The sequence below is a fragment of the Streptomyces sp. NPDC002206 genome (assembly GCF_053593595.1).
The window spans coordinates 159,240-181,260 of sequence record NZ_JBSFCW010000002.1 but is presented as its reverse complement, the minus strand read 5'-3'; the positions used below and the strand labels follow the sequence as shown (position 1 = coordinate 181,260).

11 protein-coding genes are annotated in these 22,021 nt (G+C 68.4%); 5 read left to right on the top strand and 6 right to left on the bottom strand.

Features of this window, described 5'->3' with window-relative positions; translation table 11 throughout:
• Window position 1: 1 nt before the first annotated feature.
• Window positions 2-973, bottom strand: a complete 972-nt coding sequence (locus ACWCP8_RS05685; RefSeq protein WP_451114370.1) for an EcsC family protein — start codon at window positions 971-973, stop codon at window positions 2-4.
• A 625-nt stretch (window positions 974-1,598) separates the two neighbouring features.
• Here ACWCP8_RS05685 and ACWCP8_RS05680 point away from each other — a divergent pair.
• The 3 genes from ACWCP8_RS05680 (at window position 1,599) to ACWCP8_RS05670 (ending at window position 4,893) form a co-directional block, all read left to right on the top strand.
• Window positions 1,599-1,814: a hypothetical protein gene (locus tag ACWCP8_RS05680; RefSeq protein ID WP_451114368.1), complete on the top strand. Its 216-nt coding sequence runs from the start codon at window positions 1,599-1,601 to the stop codon at window positions 1,812-1,814.
• A 221-nt stretch (window positions 1,815-2,035) separates the two neighbouring features.
• Window positions 2,036-3,853 carry a GmrSD restriction endonuclease domain-containing protein gene (locus ACWCP8_RS05675; RefSeq protein WP_451114366.1) on the top strand — a complete coding sequence of 606 codons (1,818 nt, stop codon included), beginning with the start codon at window positions 2,036-2,038 and terminating at the stop codon, window positions 3,851-3,853.
• On the top strand, window positions 3,850-4,893 hold the full coding sequence (locus tag ACWCP8_RS05670) for a CBS domain-containing protein (RefSeq protein ID WP_451114364.1): 1,044 nt from the start codon (window positions 3,850-3,852) through the stop codon (window positions 4,891-4,893). Before ACWCP8_RS05675 ends, ACWCP8_RS05670 begins: the two co-directional genes overlap by 4 nt.
• A gap of 28 nt (window positions 4,894-4,921) precedes the next feature.
• On the opposite strand, the gene ACWCP8_RS05665 is transcribed toward ACWCP8_RS05670, so the two are convergent.
• Complete coding sequence (locus tag ACWCP8_RS05665) at window positions 4,922-5,374, bottom strand: ATP-binding protein (protein ID WP_451114362.1); 453 nt, start codon at window positions 5,372-5,374, stop codon at window positions 4,922-4,924.
• Window positions 5,375-5,550: 176 nt separating this feature from the next.
• On the opposite strand from ACWCP8_RS05665, the gene ACWCP8_RS05660 reads away from it, so the two are divergent.
• A complete protein-coding gene (locus tag ACWCP8_RS05660) occupies window positions 5,551-6,408 on the top strand; it encodes a helix-turn-helix domain-containing protein (RefSeq protein WP_451114360.1) in 858 nt (285 codons plus the stop codon).
• Window positions 6,405-6,611: a DUF397 domain-containing protein gene (locus tag ACWCP8_RS05655; RefSeq protein ID WP_451114358.1), complete on the top strand. Its 207-nt coding sequence runs from the start codon at window positions 6,405-6,407 to the stop codon at window positions 6,609-6,611. Before ACWCP8_RS05660 ends, ACWCP8_RS05655 begins: the two co-directional genes overlap by 4 nt.
• A gap of 20 nt (window positions 6,612-6,631) precedes the next feature.
• On the opposite strand, the gene pglZ is transcribed toward ACWCP8_RS05655, so the two are convergent.
• From pglZ to pglW, 4 genes are all read right to left on the bottom strand, one after another.
• The gene (gene pglZ, locus ACWCP8_RS05650; RefSeq protein ID WP_451114356.1) at window positions 6,632-9,556 is read right to left on the bottom strand and encodes a BREX-2 system phosphatase PglZ; all 2,925 of its coding nucleotides are present in this window, start codon (window positions 9,554-9,556) and stop codon (window positions 6,632-6,634) included.
• Window positions 9,556-13,452 carry a BREX-2 system ATPase PglY gene (gene pglY / locus ACWCP8_RS05645; RefSeq protein WP_451114354.1) on the bottom strand — a complete coding sequence of 1,299 codons (3,897 nt, stop codon included), beginning with the start codon at window positions 13,450-13,452 and terminating at the stop codon, window positions 9,556-9,558. Before pglY ends, pglZ begins: the two co-directional genes overlap by 1 nt.
• A gap of 101 nt (window positions 13,453-13,553) precedes the next feature.
• On the bottom strand, window positions 13,554-17,177 hold the full coding sequence (gene pglX, locus ACWCP8_RS05640) for a BREX-2 system adenine-specific DNA-methyltransferase PglX (protein ID WP_451114352.1): 3,624 nt from the start codon (window positions 17,175-17,177) through the stop codon (window positions 13,554-13,556).
• Window positions 17,174-21,835: a BREX system serine/threonine kinase PglW gene (pglW, locus tag ACWCP8_RS05635; RefSeq protein ID WP_451114350.1), complete on the bottom strand. Its 4,662-nt coding sequence runs from the start codon at window positions 21,833-21,835 to the stop codon at window positions 17,174-17,176. The genes pglX and pglW overlap by 4 nt, the downstream gene beginning before the upstream one ends.
• Window positions 21,836-22,021 lie beyond the last annotated feature (186 nt).

Here is a 22,021-nt window from a genome sequence, read left to right as displayed (position 1 = left end):
CTTACGTGGCGCCGGTCTGGGAGTCGTCGTCCCGGTCGGTCGCCAATGCGGCCGGCAGCGGCAGCCCGTACTTTTCGCACAGAAATCGGGTCTGGCAGTACCGCTGGGCGTCGGCGGCCACCCTGCCGAGGACCGCGGAATTCATGCCGGCACCGATGAGGACGCCCACGAACGGCACGACCTTGGCGACGTTTTTGACTGGCACCCTGGAGCCAGCCGGGCCCAATTGCTGCATCAACTTTTCAAGAGCGGCCAGGAGGCGGTGGTCCTGGCGAAGCTTGTTCGACCACCGTATGCGTCCCTTGACCGCATCCGCCGCCCGTGCGGCCTCATGCAACGGCTTGACTTTGGCCGCCTGTGCCATGAAGGACCGTTGTACCAGGCGTTGGATGAAGATCTGCTCATTGGGGTCTTTGGCGTCGTAGCCGTAGGAATATGCGATGCGCGATGCGATCGACGTGCTCAGGACCTGGATGACGAGGATGTCCGCTGTCATCGCGACGGGGATACCGGCGACGGGGACCATGGCCAGCAGGCCCATGGCGCCACCTTCGAACGCGCCGGCGGTGCGCCACCTGAGGGTGTTGCGGGACAGCAGCCGGTCGCAGACCTTGAGGTCCTGCTGCCGTAGTTCGGTGAAACTGTTGAGTGCGAAACCTTGCTTGCGGGCGAGCTTCTCGACGTTCTTCGGGTCGTTGAGCTCCATGGCCCAGTCGTTGACCAACTCGAGCAACGCGGCCGCGGCGCCGAGCGCCGGTCGCATGGCCTTGTCGGCGACCGCGTCGCCTGCGCGACGGATCGGTTCCGCGACCGCCTCTGGCACAGCGTCCGTAGCCCGTCTCACGGCGTTTCCCGCGACCTCACCGGTGCGACCGAGGGCGGCGCTCGCCCAGTTCGGCAGACCACGGCGGTTGTTGCGGCGCTGCCAGTGCTCGTTGAGCGTGTCCCATACCTGCCCCTCGTACGCGCTCATCGGGGTTGCACGGTCGACGAGCGGGTCGGCGTAAGTGCTCATTGAGGTTCTCCATTCGACTGTGCTCGCGGGTCCACGATGCCTACCAGCCGACACGTGGGTGAAGCCGCAGTGCGGGGGCGACGTCCGAAGTCGACTGCACCGACCACCTGCGGGTTGCTGAGAAGCAACATTTCCTTCGAGAAAGACCGGCCACCATGCACTCATCCGCATGCTCTACGAACTTGGGCGCAGCGCGCAGCGGTATGGCCACATACGCCGGGAGTATGTCCACTCGGACGACGCGGCAAAGCGGGTGGAGCTGGCCGACGCTGCCCGCGCCAGAAACTGCCACCTTGCGTCTGAGTACCGCTCAGGCGAAGGTCGCAGTCGGACAACTCAGCGGTGATATTCGGCCATGCCTCTTGGACTGTCCGCGCAGTAACACTGGGGGCGGCACAATGGCTCCGCAGACCGACACCGCGTTCCTGGGGGACTCATGACTCGCTCTTCATGCGCATGCCTATCAGCAACCTGCTGGTTGCGGGCTCCCTAGAGCTCGTACGCGCATCGCTGGGAAGAACCACTCGCCTCGGTGAGTCGTGCCCTCTTCCCGCAAGCGAGCCAACAAGTCAGTGGAGGAACGGTGTCGACCAACTCGACCCATCAGGCGTGCCACCACCCGGCGCGTGACATCACCATCGTCACTCTGGTCTCCGGTGTGGTCTCTCTCGGCACTGCCGTCACGACGATGGCGTTCGATGTCAGCCCGTTGGCGACTCTCACGAGCAGCGGTGGTGCGTTCATCGCCGTCCTCAGCGCGGGGATGAACGTGCTCAATCACGTGAAGCGCAACATGTAGCGCCTTCAGGGGCAGCCCGCTGGAAAGCGGGCCGCCCCTGTCTGCAGCATGCGCCACAGGCTGCGGCGAACCTGTTGTCGCTCTCTTTTGAAGCCGTGGGCCTGCAACCTCAGCTGGATGTTGCTCTCGGTGATCTCGTTCTTCGGCGAACCTGTTGACGGTAACCGGAGATCACTGCTGGAATCACTCTGCGTACACCCGGCGGGTGAGAAGAGAGACACATGGCGGCACTGGACAACGTGAAGCTCAAGGACGTACTCGCGGATGTCGCGTCCGGGGCGTTACAACTGCCCGACTTCCAAAGGAACTGGAAGTGGGACGACGACCGGATCAGGGCCATCATCGCGACAGTGACGCTGGACTACCCGCTCGGCGTGGTGATGACGCTGCAGACAGGCGGTGCCACCCGCTTCCGCTCCCGCACACTCACCGGGGCCCGCCCCGAGGGCGATCCGAAGGCAGACCTCCTGCTGCTGGACGGACAGCAGCGCCTCACCTCCCTCTTCCAGGCACTGTGGTTGGACGCCCCGGTGGAGACGTCCGACTCCCGCGGCAAGCCCATCGAGCGCTGGTACTACGTCGACATCGAGAAGGCCGTCGGACCGTCCGCCGACCGCGACGAGGCGATCCTGTCCGTCCCGGCGGACAAGGTCCTCCGCACCGACTTCAACCGCACGGTGGTACTGGACCTGAGGACTCAGGAGGCCGAGTGCACGGCGGGGCTCTTCCCGCTGCACCTCGTCTTCGACGCCCAGCGCGTCAACCAGTGGAAGAAGGGCTACATCAAGGCGGACGAGGAACGGAACTGGGACCGCTGGGGCCAGTTCGACGACCTGGTCCTCCAGCAGGCCCGCGCCTTCCAGGTCCCGATGATCCGGCTGGGCGCCTCCACCTCCATGGACGCCGTCTGCGCGGTGTTCGAGCGCGTCAACACGGGCGGCGTGCCCCTGAACGTCTTCGAGCTGCTCACCGCCACCTACGCCGGCGAGCCCGAGTACGTGGAACGGACCGGCGACTACTACCAGCTTCCCGAGGTGTGGCGGGAGATCAAGCAGTCGCTGGCGTCGAAGTACCCGGTCTTCGGCCGGCTGGACAGCGGCCTGGAGAACGGCCTGAGCAGCATCGACTTCCTTCAGGCCATCGCGCTGGTACGCACCTGGGAGCGCAAGAAAGCGGGCGTCGGGGCTGCGGTGTCCTGCAAGCGGCGCGACCTGCTGGACCTCCCGCTGGCGGACTTCGTCCGCCTGGCGCCCGAACTGGCCGAAGCCTTCGCCTGGGTGGGCGATTTCCTGGAGCGGCAGTGCATCGTCCGGCACAACGACCTTCCGTACAAAACGCAGCTCGTCCCGCTCGCGGCCGCCCGCGCCATTCTCGGCGACGAAACGGAGGGCCTGGGCCCGGAGGAGAAGATCGAGCAGTGGTACTGGTGCGGGGTACTGGGTGAGATGTACGGCGGCTCGACCGAGACGCGCTTCACCCGGGACGTCGAGCAGCTCGTCGACTGGATCCGGCGGGAGGACCGCTCTCCCGACACGGTCGCGGAGGCCTTCTTCTTCGCCGAGCGGCTCGACAGCCTCACCACCCGCAACAGCGCTGCCTACAAGGGAATCTACGCACTGCTGATCAAGCAGGGTGCAGTCGACTGGCACTACACGGACGCCCCACTCAGCCCAGGCCGGCTCGACGAGTACAGCGTGGACGTCCGGCAGATCTTCCCCAAGGCCTGGTTCCGCCGGGGCAACAGCCAGGGTCTGCCGACGAACTCGATCGTGAACAAGACCCCGCTGTCCTACCGTGCCACGATGGACATGTTGGGAGCGCCCTCGTCCTACATCTCCACCCTGATCGCCGCCTCCGACATGCGCCCCGAGTGGTTTGACGACGTGGTCGCCACCCACCTGATCGATCCGGAGTCGCTGCGCGAGAGCGACTACAAGCGCTTCTACACCGACCGTTCCCGGCAGTTGCAGGACCTGGTGCAGTCCGCCATGGGCAAGCGCACCATGCTCCGTGACCCCTCGGAGGGCGAAGCGCGATGACCACCACGCCCAGCGAGAAGGATCTCGCAGCGCTCAAGGGCAGCACCGTGCCCGTGCAGGGAATCCTCGACCTGTTCCAGGTACGGGTCCGCGACCACCGCACGGTGCACCTGATCTCACAGGCACTGGCGGACTCGGGGCTGACGACGCTGCCGGACTTCGCGGTCTGCGGACTGCGCAGCAGTGTCGACGTGGTCCCCATCGCCTCCGTCCCCGCGCAGGCCGGGCCTGTCGAGAGCGACGCCGGGGAGGAGGCGGACGGGGCCCTCCCCTCACTCCCCCAGCGGCTGCTGCTCGGTGACATTTCATCGGCCAAGCGGGGCGTGCGCGGCGTCACCCTTGGCAACTCCCTGGCACACGCTACCTTCCTGATGCGTACCGAGAGTTTCTCCCAGGTGCCGGTGACCACCGGTATGGCGCAGATCCACGGCGTGGTCACCTGGGGTTCGGTGGCCAGGATGTACGAGGCTGGCAAGGCCGCCTCGCTGGAGAACGCCATGGAGAAGGACTCCCTGCCGGTCGCGGACGCGCGACAGGAGCTCTTCGCGGCCCTCTCGGTGGTCAAGGAGCACGGTTACCTGCTCGTGCGCGGCGACGACGGCTGCCTGTCGGGCATCGTCACCGCCGCGGACGTCACGGAGCGCTTCGAGGGGTCGGCGCGGCCCTTCTTCATCGTCGGGGAGATCGAATCCCTGCTGCGCCGCTGTCTGGGCGCGGCTCTGGACGAGGAGTCCGTCAAAGCCGTCCAGACGAACAAGAAGCCCGAACACCGCACCGGCCAGGTGTCAGACCTGATGTTCGGCGACTACCTGAGGCTCCTGGACGGCGACCAGACGAAGCAGTCGTTGGCCGAGCGCGCCGATCTCAACTGGGAGGCCCTGAAGTGGCCGAACATGCCCCGGGAGCAGTTCATCGGCCGCCTGAAGCGGGTAAAGGACATCCGTAACCGGATCGCCCACTTCGACGAGAAGCCGCTCCCGACGCAGATGATCGAGGAGTTGACCGCCTTCGCCGCGCTGCTGAGGGCGTTTGTCTCCTGATCACACAGTCCCGGCCAACCCGTCCGGCTCACGACGGGTGCGTGATCTCCGCCCACACGGTTTTCGTGTGGGCGTCTCGCGTCTGGCAGCCCCAGTTGTCGGCGTACGCGGCGACGAGGAGCAGGCCCCGGCCCGTCTCCGCTTCCGGCGCGTCGGGGTCGGTGGGCGTGGCTGCCGCCTTCGGGAGGCGTTCCGGGCGGGTGTCCGCGACCTCGATACGGATGCCGCCCGGGAGTCGTGCCAGCAACAGCAGGAAGTCCCGGCCGGGCAGCCGGCCGTGCGTGATCGCGTTCGCCGCCAGCTCCGCCGTGACGGCCACGGCGGCGTGCGAGGCCTCCGAGTCGTACGGGATTCCCCAGGCGGCGAGCCGCTCGGCGGTGAGGCGGCGGGCGAGTCGAGCACCGCGTCTGGTGCTGCTGAGGCGGACGGTGAACTGCTTGGCGGAGACGGAGCGTTCGGGGGCGGTGTCGGCCAGTTTCATGCGGTGACCGTCTCGTCACAGCCACCGTCCTTGCCAGGTCGGAGGGTGGTAGCCGATCACGGGTACGGCTCCGGCACGGGTTTGTACGGCCGTTGTACGGGTCTGCACCGCGCATCGGTTGAACCGAGGCGTCGTTGAGCAGGTCGCATCAGCATTGTGGCAGATCAGGGGGCGACATGGGCAGGGCAGCGGAGCGCACGTGCCAGACGATGGGCGGACGCAAGCCGGACAAGGAACGGCCGGTCGTGTGGAGCGCCTACGGCAAGCTGCTGCGCCTGTTCCGCGAACGGGCAGGGCTGACGCAGCAGGGGCTCGCGGACGCGATCGGGTACTCGGTGGAGCAGGTGGCTTCGGTGGAGCAGGGGCGGCGGCCTGCGAAGGTCTCCTTCACCGAGGCTTCGGAACGGGTGTTGGAAGCGGGTGGCGCTCTCCGAGTTCTCCAAGATGACGTGGACCGAGCAAAGCTCCCCCTGTTCTTCCAAGACTTCGCGCTTCTGGAGTCCGAGGCCGTCAGCCGCTTCTCCTACGATCCTCTGCTGATTCCCGGCTTGCTTCAGACGCAGCAGTATGCGGAGGCGCTGCTCGAAGCACATTTCCCGCCGCTGGACGAAGAGACCATTGAGCAGCGAGTAGCAGCCCGCTTGTCCCGGCAGGGGCTGCTGACGCGCAAGAACCCTCCCATCGTCTTCGTGTTCGTTGTGGAAGAGACTGCGGTACGACGCATGGTGCGCAGCGTCGAAGTAATGCGCGGACAGTTGGAGCACCTGTTGCAGTGCTCGGCCATGCGCAACGTCGAACTGCAGCTCATGCCCACGGCTCGGGGCGCCCACAGTGGGTTGAACGGCGGGATGGTCCTGCTGGAGTCCGCCGACCGCAAGCAGTACGTCTATGTCGAGACCCAGGACATTGTCGGCGTCAGGTCAGACCGCCACGAGGTGAGCGAGTTCTGGCTGCGATATGGAATGCTGCGGACGCAGGCCCTCAGCACCGAGGAGTCCTCACGCCTTATCGAGCGCATGGTAGGGGAGCTATGAGCACTGATCCGCACGCCAACCAGTTCGGTGAACTCGCTTGGTTCAAGAGCAGCCACAGCGGAACGAGTGGCGGAGACTGCGTAGAGGTCGCCACCACACCCGCCACCGTTCACGTCCGGGACTCGAAGAGTCCCTTGGCGGGCTCACTCACCTTCTCCGCAGAGCAGTGGAGCGCGTTCGCCACCTACGCCGGGCAGGCATAAGCAAGCGGACCGCCTCACCTCTACCGCAGCTCGAACTGGTCCCTCAGCAGGGCTGTATGCAGCCGAAGCGTGCGGCCGTCGGGGAGGGTCTCCAGGACCTGGACCCCGTCGTAGTTGAGGAGCTGCCGCAGGACGGCCGCGAAGCCGTCGCCCCGTGTGGGCGGCAGGCCGACTCGCTGGGCGAGGGCGGTGACCGGGAGGGTGCCCGCGTCGACGAGGGTCGCGAGCGCCTTCCTGATCTGTTCCTGCGGCGGCTTGCGGGCCAGGAGACCGAGCTGGGCCTGGTAGGTCTCCGAGGCGAGAAGGCCGTTGACCAAGGTCTCGTCCGGGGACACCAGCGTGGGGGTGACGAGCATATCGTCGCCCCCCGCAGTGACGGCCACGTCGAAGAGGGCGTCATGGGTCTTGGCGAGTTCGGCCTGTTCCTTCTTCGGCTTGGCCGCCGTCCTCTTCGCCGGGACCGCGGCCGGGGCCACTGGACGGGCCGCGACAGGATCGGCGGTCCGCGTGCCGATGGGCCACCACTCCGGCCGCTGCTCCCCCAACTCCCGCCATCCCTGCGGCGGTTCCGCGCCGAAGGGCAGGAACGCGAGCACCGGAATGGTGAACTCGGCGAGCGAAGCGCCGCCGTGGTAGCCAGCCTTGAGGGCGATGTAGCGGGAGTCGGCGTCCCATAGGGCGACGATGGTCGCGCCGGGCTCGGGCCATACGACTCGGGGACCGGACAGCGTGATCTCCTGCTCGGCGAGCGGGCCGTCACCGGGGAGGCGATGTCGGGCGGACGGCGGTTCCGCCACGTCCACCCTCACACCATGCCGGTCGACGACGTGCCCGTGGTCGCTGGTGAGGACGACCGCCATACCCTGGGCGGCAGCCACCCGCAACAAGTCGCGCAGCCCGGCGACATGATCGACGTGCCAGGCGCCGTTGCCGAGCTTCTGCTCCTTGGCGAGCCGGTCGTCGATGGTGTTGAGGACGACCGCGACGTGCGTCTTGCCGTCCGTGAGCGCTTCGGTGAGGGCGGGGCCGAAGGTGTCCCCGGCCTGCTCGGCGCGCAGGTCGTCCTTGTGGAAGACGGCGGCCGGAGCGCCGCCCCACAGCTTGTGCGTCGGGAACAACCGCTTCTCGTCGGCCTGGGTGCCCTTCATCAGCCGACCCGCGAACAGGGAGGTGCGGGACACGGCGGTCAGGGTGGGCAGTGCGGCAGCCATTGCGCGACGCTGCGGCCCGCCATGGGGCAGCGGGTCGAACTCGGCCCAGGTCCGGCGCAGTTCCTCACCGAGTTCGTTGGCGATGGCGGCACTCATGCCGTCGAGGACGAGGAGCAGCACGCGCCGTCCCTCACCGTGGTGGACGACGGGCTTCACGACCTGGTCGAGGAAGGTCTCCACGGCCAGCATCGAGCCGGGCTGGGTACCGGACTCGGTCCAGACGGCGAGTGCACGGGCGAAAGAGGCGTCGATCGCGCGGCGCCGCTCACGGACCCGCGTGCCAAGAGCGTCGTACGCGGCCTTGAGCACCGGGTCGGGGTCGCCGCCGGCCTCGATGTGTTCGAGGGCCAGGTCGACCCAGCCGGTCTCGGTGACGTGCCGCTTTATGGCGTCGCCCACGGTGGGTGACTCGGCGGACGACTCGGTGGCCAGCCAGCGGGCGAGCCGCTGGCCCATCCGGGCCCGTTCGATGCGGGCGTACTCCTCCGGGTCACCGGCGAGTTCGTGCTCCGCCAGGTGCCGCACGGCGTCCGCCACCGCGCCTGTGTCAGTGGCAACGGCGAGGGCATGTCCCACGGCAGTGAACCGTGCCTCCAGCCCACCGGTCATCACCGGGCTGGACTCGACGGCCTTCTCCGCGCCGAACTGCCGGGCCAGGGCCGCCGCCCGGTCGAGGACGATGCCGGTCAGGCGGCGGGCCTCGCGCGCCCGGTCCGGGTCCGTCGTGCCGGCGGTCCGGTGGCCGGTGGAGAGCAGGGCGACGACGTACTTCTCGGCGGCCCGGCCGAAGACGGACACCAGCGTGTCGAGCTGGTCACCGGTGGCCGGAGGCCGGTCTCCGAAATAGCGCTCGGCCCGGCCGCGGGCCTGATACGTCTCAGGGGCGGGCTCGGCGTGCTCCCACAGCGCCGCGCACACCAGGCCGAAGGCGACCGCGTCAGCTCCGCGTTCGGCGTCTACGAGGGCGAGCAGGGCCCGCCCGGCGAGTCCGGCCTGGTCGTCCTCGGCGAGGAAGGCGGCGAGCCCGGTCCGTTCGGGGCCACGCAACCCGAGAAGCCGTTCGGGGCCGCCCGCGCGCGTGGACCAGTCCAGCAGGGCCTGTGCGTCGAGCCGTTCGTCACCAGGCCGCTGGACAGTGGCAACCGCGCTGTCGGTGTCGTAGCGGCCGAGGCGCAGACGGCGCTGGGCGAGGGCGGTGAGGGCGTACTGCCGGGACAGCCACCCGCCGGAGACAGGCGGCCAGCCACCGGGCGGGGTGGCGTCGAGCACGGCCTCGGCGGCCCAGTTGGCATCCTTCAGGCGCGGGTCGATCTGCCGGGCGCCGAAGGCCTCCCGGACCACGTCCCAGCTGTCGACGGTGTCGATGGCCTTCTTGTGGACGCGAGCGAGGATCGCCGGGTCGAGTTCGTGCTGTTCCCGGTCGGTGAGGACGACGAGGACGGCGGGGCCGAGGGTGCGGCCCGCGAGGTGGTCGAGGACCAGTTCGTGGACGGCGAGCGGGGACAGCGCGGCTGTGACGCGCGCGGTGCGGCCCTCGGCCCAGGCGGGCTCGGCGGATCCGTCCCACTGGGGTGCGGAGCGCAGCAAAACGACCCTGCGCCGCTCCTCGCCGCCCGGCCGGAGGGAGGCGGCGAGCTGCGGCTGGGAGGAGAGGTACTGGGTGACGGTCGCGGTGTTCAGCCGGACCGCGCCCGGTACGGCGGCGGAGTCGGAGGCGGGAGTGGTGGTGGTCATCAGTCGACGACCCGCCAGGTGATCTCGATGGTGGCTTCCGGGTTGCTCTTCGCCAGCTCGGTCAGCTCCGACTCCAGCGCCTTGACCGCCTGACGGGCAGTGGTGGTGCGGCGGCCCCCGGACTGCCCTGCTGTGCCAGCGCCCTGGGTGGCGGTGGGCTCCTGGGTAAAGGGGATGCGCGGGTCGCTCGTCGGCGTGTTCAGGGACAGGTCGTCGGGCTTGACCGAGTCCGTGGCCGCGGGAGGCGTGACGGGGGCGGGCGGCGGAGTGGCTGCCGCCTGGTTGCGCTTGATCAGGGCGAGGATTTCCCGCTCGGTGCGCTTCAGTGCCTCGCGCAGGTCGGCGGTGCGCTGGTCGCCGCGGGCCACGTTGCGCAGCGAGTCGAGCAAGGCCGCGCCCTCCGCTCCGAGCCCGATGCCGAGTTCCAGAGTGTGCCAGGACGCCTCGGTCACGGCCCGCGCAACGCTGCCGGCCTGCTTGACGGAGGTGCCGTACCGGTCGGCGCTGACCTCACCCAGATCGAAGGCGGCGAGGGCCTCCACGGTCTTCTTGGCCCCGGCTCCGCCCTGCGCCGCGCCGCCGGTGAGCGTCTCCAGGAACTGGAGGGAGCGCCGGGCGAGGGCGAGGCGTCCGGTGTCGTCGGTCTCGTCGAGGCCCAGGAAGGTGGCGTGCTCCTCCAGCCGTCGGACGAGTTCGGCGGCGTCCTCCTTGAGGGAGCGGGCGGACTCGACGATCTGGCGGGCGAACTGGTTGACCATGCGCCCTCGGCGCAGGGTAGGCGCCTTCTGCCCGAAGATCGTCTCGTAGCGCTGCCGTGCGGTGGTCCAGTCGTCCTCGCTGGGCAGGGGCTGGCTGCGCAGCGCGTCGTGGTCCTTGATCGCGGAGAGTTCGGGCGCGGGATCGAGGACGGTGCCGCCGCGCACCCACACCCGGTCGTCCATCTCGGCGAACGAGGCGACGACGAGCCGGGCGAGGAAGTCGGGCAGGCCGCGCGGTTCGGGCTGGTCGGTCCAGTCGGTGAGCGTGATCAGCGTGAGGTCGCCGGTGGCGCCCTGGGCGCTGGCGAGCTGCCGGAAGTGGTCGGCCCAGTAGCGGGACAGTTCGAAGTACGCCTCCTTCTGCTGTCCGAGACGCAGCGGCCCGGCGACGCGCTGCATCAGCTTGCGGTCGCCCGCCGGGATTTCGACACGTCCGTCGCGCGCCTCGGCGGCGGCCCGTACGTGGGTGAACACCTTGCGTGAGTCGATGGGCTTGACGGCGGTGCCGGTCGCGTCGGGGTCGAGGTTGGGGTGGGCCGGGTACTGGTGGGCGAGCAGCTTCCCCGCCACGTGCCGGATGCCGTCGTGCAGGGACTGCCCGAAGGACAGGGTGAGGTCGTCGACGTCGGGCAGGGCCACCAGGTGGTCGTCGAAGTCGACCACCACGTCGGCAGCCTGCTTCTGCGCGAGACCGTACGCCTGCTTGAACGCGCCCTTGACCTGCTTGAGCAGGGCGTCCCGCTGGGTCTCCAACAGGCCCTTGGCGCGGCTGCGGTTGTCGGCGTTGAGGTGGCCGGCGTACTGGGTGTCGAAGCGGTGTTCGTCGGCGAGGGCCTTGTCGATGACGACGAGCCGCCGGAAGTCGGCGAGGCGTTGCGCGGACAGGTGCGCGGGCAGCCAGGCGATGCTGCGGGACCGCTCGCCCTGCTGGCGTTCACGCAGCCGCTGCATACGGTTAGCGTCCTCGACGGGCCCCCACTCGCCCTCGTCGAAGGGGAGGTCTATGGCGATCCGCCAGCAGCCGTCCTGCTGCGGCATCAAGTCGTGGTCGGGCAGCTCGTCCTCGTCGGCGACGTTGCCGAAGACGACCTCGGCGGTACGGGCGGTACCGCGCCAGACGAAGCTCAGCTCGTCGGCGAAGTGACCGTGTTCGACGCCGAGTTCCTCCGACAGCAGTCGTCGGGCGAGGGCGACGCGGTTGCCGGGGTTGTCGTTGACCTGTGCGTTGGCGATGACGGAGTCGACGTCGACGCCGGACAGCTCCAGCCTGACACCGGGGTTGGTGTCGGTGCCGGTCTCCTTGATCTCGGGGAACCGGGCCGCCCACTCAGCGACCTTGTTCTTGATGATGCCGACCTCGCTGCCTGGGATCGGCGCCATGACCGACCCGTGGTTCAGCGCGCCGAGCCGGCGGATCGTCAGCTCGGACAGGGCGGGCACGCTGGGGGCGAGCGCGGACAGCAGCAGAGTGCACACGAGCCGGTTATCGCCTACGAACAGGCGGCAGCGGTTGGTCAGTTGCGGGTCGCCCAGGGTGTCGGGCCGGTTCACGTACTGCTCGACGTCGTCCTCGGTGATGTCGTACGAGCTGAGCAGGTACGGCCGGAGCTTCGTCTTGTACAGCTTGTCGGCGGCCTCGAAGACCACCTTGAGGCTGTCGGTGAACGGCTTGTCGCCGCCCTCCGCGATCACCGGGTACAGGTCGCCGACCGGGATGAGCTGGCCGAGCCGGATCTCGTCGCGGTGGTCGGCGAGGAGCTGACCCATCAGCTTCAGACCGGTACGGGAGCGCTGCAGCGCGGACGAGATGTGGACGAGGGTGTCCATGAAGGCCGGCGAGAACGGGTACGTCAGCCGGAACGACTCCGCGTCCGCACCGGTCGTGCCCTTGTCGGAGCCGAGGAGCGTGTCCCACACCTGGGTGCCGACCCGCTTGGTCTGCTCGAAGGCCGCGTCGATGAGCCGGTCCGCCTCATCGCTCTTCGGCTTGAGGAGACGGGCGTGGGCGATCTGCGGGAGGTTGCGGTCCTCAAGGGTGATCTTGTCGAACCGACCGGAGGCCAGGTTGAGGGTGTCCTGGATGGACGACTCGGCCGCGCCGGACACCTCCTCGCCGACCAACTCGCGCAGGTCGCGCTGACGGGCGATGAACGACACGACCGGGATGGCGCGGCGGGCGTCGCCGCCCTCCACGAAGTTCGTGATCTTGCTGGCCTCGCGGGCCACGAACTTCTCGTCGTGGATGAGGGTGGCGAGCCACAGGATCAGCTCGTCCATGAAGAGGATCAGGCCGTCGTAGCCGAGCGACTTGGCGTGCTCGGCAATGACGGAGAGACCGGCGTCAAGGGAGATGAACCCGTGCTCGTCCTCGGCGGCGTTCTTGGCGAAGCTGGGCGAGAGGCGCGTGATCGCATCCTGAACGAGGCGGGCTCGCAGTTCGGAGGGAGTGGAGGGGTTGACCAGGTTGAGTACCTCACCGGCCTCGTGCACCTCCTCTGCGGCCAACGCCGTGTCGAGGAGGTCCGGGGTCCAAGTGAAGCTTTCGCCCCACTCGTCCTCATCACCGTCGTCGGAGTCTCCAGAGCTGAGGCGGTGGATGACGGCCGCATCGCTGTAGCTGGCGCGGTCGGCCCGGATGTCGTCGAACAGGCCGTCCGTCCGGTACACCTGCGGAGTGGACGCCTCGGGGTGCAGCCGCTTGACGTGACGTACGTAGCCGCCGAGCACGCGCTGTTCGAGGGCCTTGGCACCGAGCATATGGTACGGCACGAGCAGGAACTTCTTGCCGTCCGTGCCGAGCCACTCGTGCTTGGTGAGTACGGAGTCGAACTCGGTACGAGCACGGGCGGCCGGGTTGCCGCTGAGCAACGCGTACAGCACGGCCATGAAGTGCGACTTACCGGAACCGAAGGAACCGTGCAGGTAGGCGGCCTTCGAACGGTCCCCGTCCAGAGCGGCCTTGATGAGGTCGAGGGCCTCGTCGAAGTTCTCCAGCAGCCGCTCCGTGACGACGTAGTCCTTGAGGGCGTGTTCAGCGCCCTCGGGAGTCGTGGCCTCTGCGAGGGACAGCACGAAGTCCGAGGTGGAAATGGACTCCTTGATGTCGATGACATCGCGGAGGAGCGGCTGCTGGGCCATGGTGTGTCTCGCTCTCCTTACGGGTGCGGCGCGGGACGGGACTGCGGATGGGCGGGTGGTGAGAGGCGGCGACCGAGGATCGGTGGCCGCCTCCTCCTCGACTACTTCTTCGGGGCGGCGCGGCGGCCTCGGGTGGCGGCCGGGGGACGCCAGGCACGCAGGTCGTCGTCGGTGAGACCGTGCTCGCCCTGCTGGGTCTGGCGGTAACCGGCGAAGAAGGCCGCCGGAGAACCGCTGTAGAGCATGTCGAACTCGCTGTGCCACTGGTACAGCCACGGCTGCAGTTCCAGCAGGCCGGCGAGGAACGGCGTGATCTCCTCGGTGGTAAGCGCCGTGTTGGTGAAGTACGTAGCCAGGGCCTGAGCCTGCTCGCGGTGGTCCCAGCCGGCCCAGCCGTACAGCTCGGGAGTGGCGGCGTTGGTCTGCCCGTAGGAGATGAACCGCTCCTTGGGTACGTCCAGCTTGCCGCGAGCCTTCCAGTAGGAGGCGCGGAGGAAGTCGGCCGAGGTGTACTTCGGCGGTACGGGGATGGAGTCCCGGATCTTCCGCTTGGCTGGCTCGTCGGGAGCGGCGTCCTCCTTGCGCTGGAGGTCCCACACCTCCTCCCAGTCCGCGCGCTTCTTCAGCCCAGCGAGCTTGTAGCGCAGGGCGGAAAGGAACGGCACGTGCTCGTCGGTGATCAACTCCGCGACGACCTTGGGGAGGTCCTTGCGGGGCGCGTAGAGCTTGGCCACGGAGACAAAGTCTTCGTCACGGGAGAGGGCGTCGGTGAGGCGGGAGAGCGTGAGGATGGTCGGCTGACCGTTCTCGTCGAACCAGAGTTCGCGGTTCTCCATGCGGTCGAGCAGCCAGGAGCGCAGGGCCTTCTCCTGAAGCGCGTCCCAGCCCTCGGTGGCCCAACGTCGCTTGCACTCGGGCCGCTCGATCATGCCGATGGCCCGGTTCGACTCGATCGCGTCGATCCGTTTCTGGACAACCTCGCGGTAGAGGGCGGGCCAGTGGGCGGGGATATCTGTGATGGGCTTGGAGTTGTGCCGCTTGAACCACTCGCCACTGGCCTCGCCTGCGGCTACGCGGCGTGCGAGGACGATCTCGAAGGCGCGCTCGCCAAGGGCGAGTTCGGGGATGTTGGGGTCGTCGGGGTCCTCGGAGACGCGAAGGTCTTCAGGGTGAAGGTTGTAGAGGGAGTAAACCTGCCAGTCCAGTTCCTCTTGAAGGGCGATCATTCGGGCGCGGCTTGAACGCCAGGTCTGCTCTGCTGCGCGGAAAGCGGCAGCATGAGGCGTGATACTCGCCGCTTCTGCGGATGGACCCACCGCCGACAATAGCTGAGCATACTTGTCGAGTTCAGCGGCGATGGAGGTCGGGTAGGCCGAAGGCAACGGCATTCTCTCGACGTTACCACCATTGAACTGATAGAAATCTTCGAAAGGCACTGTACTCTGGCGGGCTCCCTGCATGTCCACCGTACTGCCAGCATTATGACTAACCTGCTTCAGCCAGAAGCACGCAGTTGAACTGTTCAGCACTCCAAGCAGCGCCAGGTGATCTTCCTCACTGGCACCGGAATGCAACTTCACGATCGGCGCAGAGCGATTGAACACCTTTCCGGAACGGTCGAGAACGAAGTGATTATGCGTGGCAACGAAGGCGTACGGGATCGCCCATTCGTGCGAACCCTCGTCCTTGGGGAGCTGATGCCATTCCCACCACATCCGGTTCGAATTGAGATATGTGCCACCAGCCCCGGCCGTACGACGCCACAAGAACGTTCGCATCGGCCAAAAGTGCGACAGAAATGTCGAATTCAACTTGTCAACCGGAAGCAATTTCCGACGCGAGTCATACGGCATGACCATGTACTCATGGTCGATGAACGTCCACTCCCGTGCGTGGTCACCTCGATGACTGCTCACGGCATGGAGTCCCGCGGCATGTGCCGCCAGGGGCCCCGCAGAGGGAAAGGTGAAAGCCTCGTCCGCGTGGGTGTCACCATCGAACCCGATGCGCAGGACAGCACTCCGAAGGGTCGCGCCAGAAGCACTTTCCAACACCTTCCGCACTTCGGTCGCCCCGCCTCCGGTGAGGCTCCAGGGATGCGACGCGAAGTCTCCCCGAGGCACGTCCTGGCAGCTGACCCACTGCGAATCCGTACCCGGAAGGTCGATCTGGCTCTTGATCGCACGCCAAACCAAACCCTGTGCGGGGTTGCGTGGAGTGGACGGCTCCCCCTGGACGCCGAGGACCGCACGAATCGACGGCGAGCGACTCGCTCCACCTCGAGGACGACCAACGAGAATGACCGTAGGAGTTCCATGGCCCGGAATATATGCACCCGAAGTGTCGATCACTTCTGTCAGTTCGACCCCATTGGCAAAGAACGACTCGATCAGACGCTTACCGAACTTCCGCTTCATGAATGAGCTGGCAGTGATCTGCCCAACGAATCCCCAGCCTCTGCGGTCAGGATTCCCCCGAATGGCAAGCTCGAAGAACCGTTGAGCGAATGGCACCGAGAAGCTGTAAAGTCCGAAACAGCTACTATACAGATCCCGGTAGACTTCGTTAAGCACTTTGTCGGTGACCTGAATGTATGGAGGGTTTCCAACCACCACGTGATAGCGCCCCTGTTGCAGAATTCCCGGGTGCTCGTGCACGTCCTCCGTGGCATAAGAGAATGAGGCCAGCGGATCATCCGCCTCCTCCTCACTTAGTGTCAGCTCCAACTGCCGAGCCTTGATGAGTGAGTCCCCCACCGCCAGATGGATCGGCCACTCATACTTAGCCGCCTCCCCCAGCGTCCGCACCCCGCTGGCCGCCATGGCCGCGACCAGCAGCCGAAACCGCGCGATAGCCACCGCGAACGGGTTGATGTCCACGCCGTGCACCGAGTCCAGCGCTTCCCGCACTCGCTCGTACACATCGCGCCCCGGCTGTCCCTCCGCCCACAGCCGAACCAGCCGCCGGAACGCGCCCAGCACGAAGTGCCCCGACCCACACGTAGGGTCGATCATCTTCAGACCCTCGTAGCCGAACTCCCGCACCGCCGGGTTCATCGTCCGGTCGAGGATGAACTCCTCCACGAACTCCGGCGTCTGGAGCAGCGCATACGTCTTCCGCGCGGCCTCGCTCAAGTCCTGGTACAGGTCACCCAGGAACCGCGTGTCCCAGCCCTCTGTACCGTCCTCGTTGAGCGGGTCCGTGAAGTCGTGGACGAGGACGCCCGCCTCGTCCCTGTGCCGCCAGAACTCCACCAACTCCCGTGCACCGTCATGCGACAGCGGAATCTGGTACAGCGGATTGTGCCGCTTGTCGAACAACAGCCGACCCGCCTGGCCCGCGCCCAGTTCATCGAACGCCTTCTCCAGCCACCCACGGTAGGTCGGGTCCTCCTCCGCCTCCACGTACGCGTCGTACCGCGCCCCAGCCAGTTCCCGCCGGTCACCATCCGCACCCGTCAGGTAGGACTCCGGGATCAGCCGGTTGTCCTCGCAGAAGCGGACGAACACCGTGCCCAGCACCCACGCCACCGCAACCTGGGTGACGCGCTCATCGAGCCACGAGGTCCACGTCGCCGCCGTACGCCCCAGCTTGCGCGCCTGGTCGTACTCAGCACGGAGCCGCGCCCCGACACCCACTAGCGCCTTCACCTGCTTGCCGAGGTCGGTCTCGACCGCCTTGACCTGCTGCTTCAGGTCGTCCAACAGAGCCTTGCGGTCGATCACTTCGCGTCTCCCTCGACACTACGCACCACTACCTTGCCGGACCCACGGTGGACGTTGTCCACCCACGTGTCCGGAAGCTGAATCCACTCCCCCAGGCCGGCCTGGTACGGCACGGCCACCTGCCCGAGCCTCGGCTCGCGCGCGGGGTCACTCTGGGGAACGAGCAACCACAGTCCGCGGCCGCCCCGACGAGCAGCCGAAGCAAGCCGGTGCAGGACGCCCATCGCGTCGTACCGGGCGAACACCCCGGCCTCCGTCAGCAGTACCGGGCCGCTTCCGGCGCCAAGTCGTTCCTCGATGCGCGGCGCGACCGCGCCCCACGCCGTCTGCGCGTAGTCAGCGAACCGCAGGGCACCCGTCGAGCCCGGCTTGGCGACGTCCGCCTTGAGCAGCGTCTCCCACGTCGGTTTGGTGCCCGGCGTGACCTGGGCGTGCAGGGCCTCGATGAACAGCTCGGTCACCGAGACGGCCTCGGCGCCCAGCCGTTCGGCGCCAAGTTCCCGTATGGCGTCCCGCACGAGCCGCTGGCTCACGGTCAGCACCCGGTAGCCGTCTCGCCGCGCGGACGTGGCCAGCCGCTCCTCCGTGCGCACCGCGCTCGCGAGCAGCGGGTCGTCGGCGTACCGCGTCACCGCGCCCGTGCGCGTGGACTGCCGCCAGGCACCCGTCGTGAGGTAGCTGGAAGCGTCGTCCACCCGGGTCGGCAGGTAGCGGAGCGTCTTCGTGTCCTCGCGCGTGCCGAGCGACAGCTCGAAGCCGGCCTCGCGCAGCGCCTTGGTCAGCGGGCCGGCGGTCGGCAGGTCGTGGGTCAGCCCGCCGCGACCGTCGGGCACCGCCAGCTCGGGGAAGCGCGCCCGCAACCGCTCGTGCACGTCCTCGCCGGTCAGGCCCGGCTGGCGGCCCTCCGGAACGCCCGGGATCCAGCGCACCAGACCGGCCTGGGTGAGCCGCAGTGCTCGTACTAGCGACAGGTCGCGCGGGTAGATCTCCAGGCGCGGGGTCGCCGCCGCGTTCACCGAGGCCGCGGCGGCCAGTTCGACCATGCGGCGCTCGTCCCAGTCGACGGTGCCGGGCGGCATCTCCAGCGCGCCCAGCTCCGCCAGTACGGTAGCGGCCGTCGGCAGGGTGTCCAGCCGGGCCAGGCGGTCCGCCGTACGGCCCAGACGGCTCGCGTAGTCCAGCAGGCCCGGCGCGGTCGGGGTGTCCGGGGCGTCGTCCTCGCGGACGTCCAGGGCCAGCAGGCCTGCTCCCAGCGACTCCTCCGTCGCCTTGCGGTTGGGCTGATGCTGGAACTCGGCCTCGTCCGGGACGAGTTGCTCGACCTCGACCACGGCCCGTACTGCGGCCAGCGCCAGCGCCCGGCGCTGCTCACGCCCCGCGAGCTGGCTGCCGCGCCGGACGGCGAGAGCATCCGCTATCTCGACAGCGGACGCAACCCGGCCCATGCCCGCGAGCAGTTCGAGGATCTCGGAGCGCAGGGCCTGGACCACCCGGTCGGCCTTCCAGCGCTTGCGCTCCTCCTTGAGCATCTGCGGAATGCGGCCCGCGCTCAGGTTCAGCGCCGCGGCGGCGTCCTTCTGCTTGGGCCAGACACCGATCTCCGGCAGCAGTCCGTGCTCGTCGGGCAGGCGCAGCAGCAGCCGGACCATCTCGGCCTTGTTGCGGTTGGAGCCGTTGTTGTTGACGACCGGGACGAAGATCGTGGCGAGGGCGTCGAGGCTGATGGAGCGCAGGGCTCGCGCGGACAGGCCGCCGGCCGTGTCGCTCGTCGCCAGGGTGTCGGCGAGGGCCGACTCGGCGGCGGTGAGCTGGTTCAGCTCCTCCTGGGCCTCGGCCCGGCCCTCGGGTGTGAGTGGCGAGGCGGGCGTCTCGCGCAGCTTCTCGCCCCACTCCCGCTGGCGCTTCTGCACCTCGTTGCGGGTCTTGGCGCCCAGGCCTGGGGCGTTGACGAGCTTGCGGCGGCTGTAGTCCAGGAGCCCGCCGACCGTGGTGATGCCGAGGCCGTAGAGGAAGGACTGAGCGGCGCCCGTAAGGCCGGAGACGCTCAACGGGGTGTCGAGGGCAACCTCGGCGGCCAGGCGGTCACGCTGCTGCTCAGCGGTCTCCGGTTCGGCGTCCGCGATGGCCCCGCGCTGCACCGCCTCGCCGTCGGCCCCCGCCTCGGAGGACGTCGCCGTATGGCGCGTGCGGTGGCTGGAGGGGACGGTCTCTGAGGCGTCGAGGAAGATCTTGCGCCAGGCGTCCCGCATGGGCTTCAGCTCGGGGAACCGCTTGCTTGCGTCGCGGTGCAGTGCCTTCTGGAAGAAGGCGACGAGCCCGTCCCGTACGGCCGGGTCGAACGCCTCGGCGGCGATCGTCGGGTACGGCCACTCCTTCGAGTCCGTCATCCGAGGCAGCACGCTGCCGTCGCCCCACTTGGGCAGCTCGCGGCTGGCCATCTGGTGCAGGGTGACGGCGACGGCGTACCGCTCGGCGTGGGAGTCGTAAGAGCCGCGGGTGATGACGTCGACGAACGGGTCGAGGTAGCCCTCGGTGCCCGCGTCGGTGTGCTTGGCGGGGTAGCCGGCGAGCGAGAAGTCGATCAGGACCAGTTCGCGTGTGCGGTTGGGGCGGATGCGGATGGCGATGTTGTCCGGCTTGATGTCGCGGTGCCAGACGCCCTCGCCCTCCAGGAAGTCGACGGCGCCGAAGAGGTAGTCGCCGTACGCCTCCAGCTGGTCGACCGGGAGCCGGCCGTCGTCGCGGAGCTGGCGGGCCACCGTCTCCTCGCGGCGGCGCGGGGCCTTCCGCTCGCCCGCCGCGTCCGCGCTGTCGTCGCGCTCGTCACCGACGTACTCCAGTGCGAGGACGGTACGGCCCGCGATGCTCAGCGGTTCCGGTTCGGCGAGGCGGATGATGCCCGAGTGGGGGCGCAGGCGGCCCATCACGTCGGCCTCGCGGATGAGGATGTCGCCCCGGTTGTCGGACAGGGCGATCTTCAGCACGGCCAGCGGGCGCGTCCTGCGTGCCTCCGCTTCCAGGTCACGGACGAGGAAGGCGCGGCTGGTGGAGCCGGTGCCGAGGCGGCGGCGGACCTCCCAGCGGCCGGCGAGCACGTCGCCGGGGACGGCGTCCAGCGGGTCCTTCTCCGGGGCGTCGGCCGCCTCGGCGGCGGTCTCGGCGGCCGGGGCGGTGAGGGAGTCCTCTACGACCTCCAGCATCTCCAGGAAGTCGTCGACGCTGTGCAGGCGCTGGTCCGGGTTGTACGCGGTGGCCGCCTGCACCAGCTCGTCGACGTCCTCCGACAAGCCGTCCACCAGGGAGCTGGGGCGCAGCCCCTCCCCCGCCTCCAGGCGGGCGCGCAGCTCGGCCTGGCTGGCGGCCGGGGCCTTGCCCGTGGCCAGCAGGTAGGTGAGGACGCCGAGGCCGTAGACGTCGAGGGAGACCGGGTCGGGGCGCAGCGCGGTCAGCTCGGGGGCAAGATAAGGGTCCTCGTCGTCGGCGAGGTGCATCGCGGACAGGGCGGTCGGCGCGAGTCGCGTCGCACCCTGCCCTTGAGAGGAGTCCCCGGTGCGTTGGGTGGCGATCTGCCAGTCGGAGATCTTCAGCCGGGGGCTGAGCCAGGCGGCCTCCTCGCCGACAGCCTTGCCGGGACCGCCATCGGGGCGGGGCAGGACGTGGATGGAGCGGGCGGCCAGGGCACGGTGGTGGATACGGCGGGCGTGCGCGGAGCGCATGGTCTCGGCGAGCTGGCGAACCAGGGCCGTCCGTCCGAGGATGTCGAGCTTCTCCCCGTACTGGACCAGGTACTCATCCAGCTTCATGGTGCGGTCGTCGTAGTCGAAGACGAGGGCGGGGCCGGAAGGGTGGCCGGTCGGGAAGTACTGCCGGTAGGAAACGGCCCCGGGGTGCCGGAAGCGCTGCAGGACGGCCGCCTCGCGGCGGGCGGCGTTCTCCACGGACTGCCGCAGCGAGGCGTCCGAGCCGCGCTCGCTGAGGTAGACGCGGACGCGGGCCCGCTCGGGCAAATCGGTGTGGGTGGCCTTGTAGTCGGCCCAGGTCTGGCCGGAGTCGAAGGGGGTGCGCTCCAGCTCGTAGGGGCCGACCTTGTACTGAGCCTCGCTGCGACGGATGCCGATGCGGTCCAGCGCGGTCTTGATCGCGCGCGAGTCGATTGCGGTGATGCGGCGCCGTTCGTCGCGCGGGGGCTGTTTGAGCATGTCGATCAGCTCGGCGACGGTGTAGACGCCGTTCTGGTCATGGGCGGGCAGGCGTACGCGCAGGGCGTCATCGGTGAAGCAGACGGCCTCGCCGACCCACACCCGGCGGGCGCCGTGGCCCTGGCCGAGCAGGCCCGCCAGCTCCTTGGCCTTCTTGTTGACCAGGTGCAGGGGGTTGCCGTGGGTCCGCCGACGACCGCCGGGGGTGGTCTGCACCCAGGTGCCGTTCTCGGACGTGACCGAGCCGTGCCAGTCCTTCAGCTCGATCATGTACATTCCGCCGGGCGCGACGACCAGCAGGTCGACCTCACGGACATGCCCGGTGTTCGCGGTGAACGTGAAGTTCGACCAGGCCCGCCAGGGGTCGGAGTCCGGCAGCTTCTCCCGGATCGCCTCCAGGCCGCGGTGTTCGTGATCGAACTCGGACTCGGTGACCGTGACCCACCGGCCTTCCCGCATGCCTGACCCCACTCGTTCCGTTCCTCTCAGGCCCGCCGTTCCCCTAGGTCGAGCCTGTTGCAGATCCTAGTGGTTGCTTGGTACATGGGAAGAGTCCGTGAAGGACGGGACTATAGGACATTCGACCCATACGAAAGAAATGGCTCGTTCCGCCTCCCGTCGATGCGGGCGACAAGAGCCGCCTGG

What these genes read in the sequence shown, in the direction of transcription:
- ACWCP8_RS05685 (WP_451114370.1), bottom strand. Translation starts at nt 973, where the DNA reads ATGAGCGCGTACGAGGGGCAGGTATGGGACACGCTCAACGAGCACTGG.
- pglY (WP_451114354.1), bottom strand. Translation starts at nt 13,452, where the DNA reads ATGGCCCAGCAGCCGCTCCTCCGCGATGTCATCGACATCAAGGAGTCC.
- ACWCP8_RS05655 (WP_451114358.1), top strand. Translation starts at nt 6,405, where the DNA reads ATGAGCACTGATCCGCACGCCAACCAGTTCGGTGAACTCGCTTGGTTC.
- ACWCP8_RS05670 (WP_451114364.1), top strand. Translation starts at nt 3,850, where the DNA reads ATGACCACCACGCCCAGCGAGAAGGATCTCGCAGCGCTCAAGGGCAGC.
- ACWCP8_RS05665 (WP_451114362.1), bottom strand. Translation starts at nt 5,374, where the DNA reads ATGAAACTGGCCGACACCGCCCCCGAACGCTCCGTCTCCGCCAAGCAG.
- ACWCP8_RS05675 (WP_451114366.1), top strand. Translation starts at nt 2,036, where the DNA reads ATGGCGGCACTGGACAACGTGAAGCTCAAGGACGTACTCGCGGATGTC.
- ACWCP8_RS05660 (WP_451114360.1), top strand. Translation starts at nt 5,551, where the DNA reads ATGGGCAGGGCAGCGGAGCGCACGTGCCAGACGATGGGCGGACGCAAG.
- pglZ (WP_451114356.1), bottom strand. Translation starts at nt 9,556, where the DNA reads ATGACCACCACCACTCCCGCCTCCGACTCCGCCGCCGTACCGGGCGCG.
- pglW (WP_451114350.1), bottom strand. Translation starts at nt 21,835, where the DNA reads ATGCGGGAAGGCCGGTGGGTCACGGTCACCGAGTCCGAGTTCGATCAC.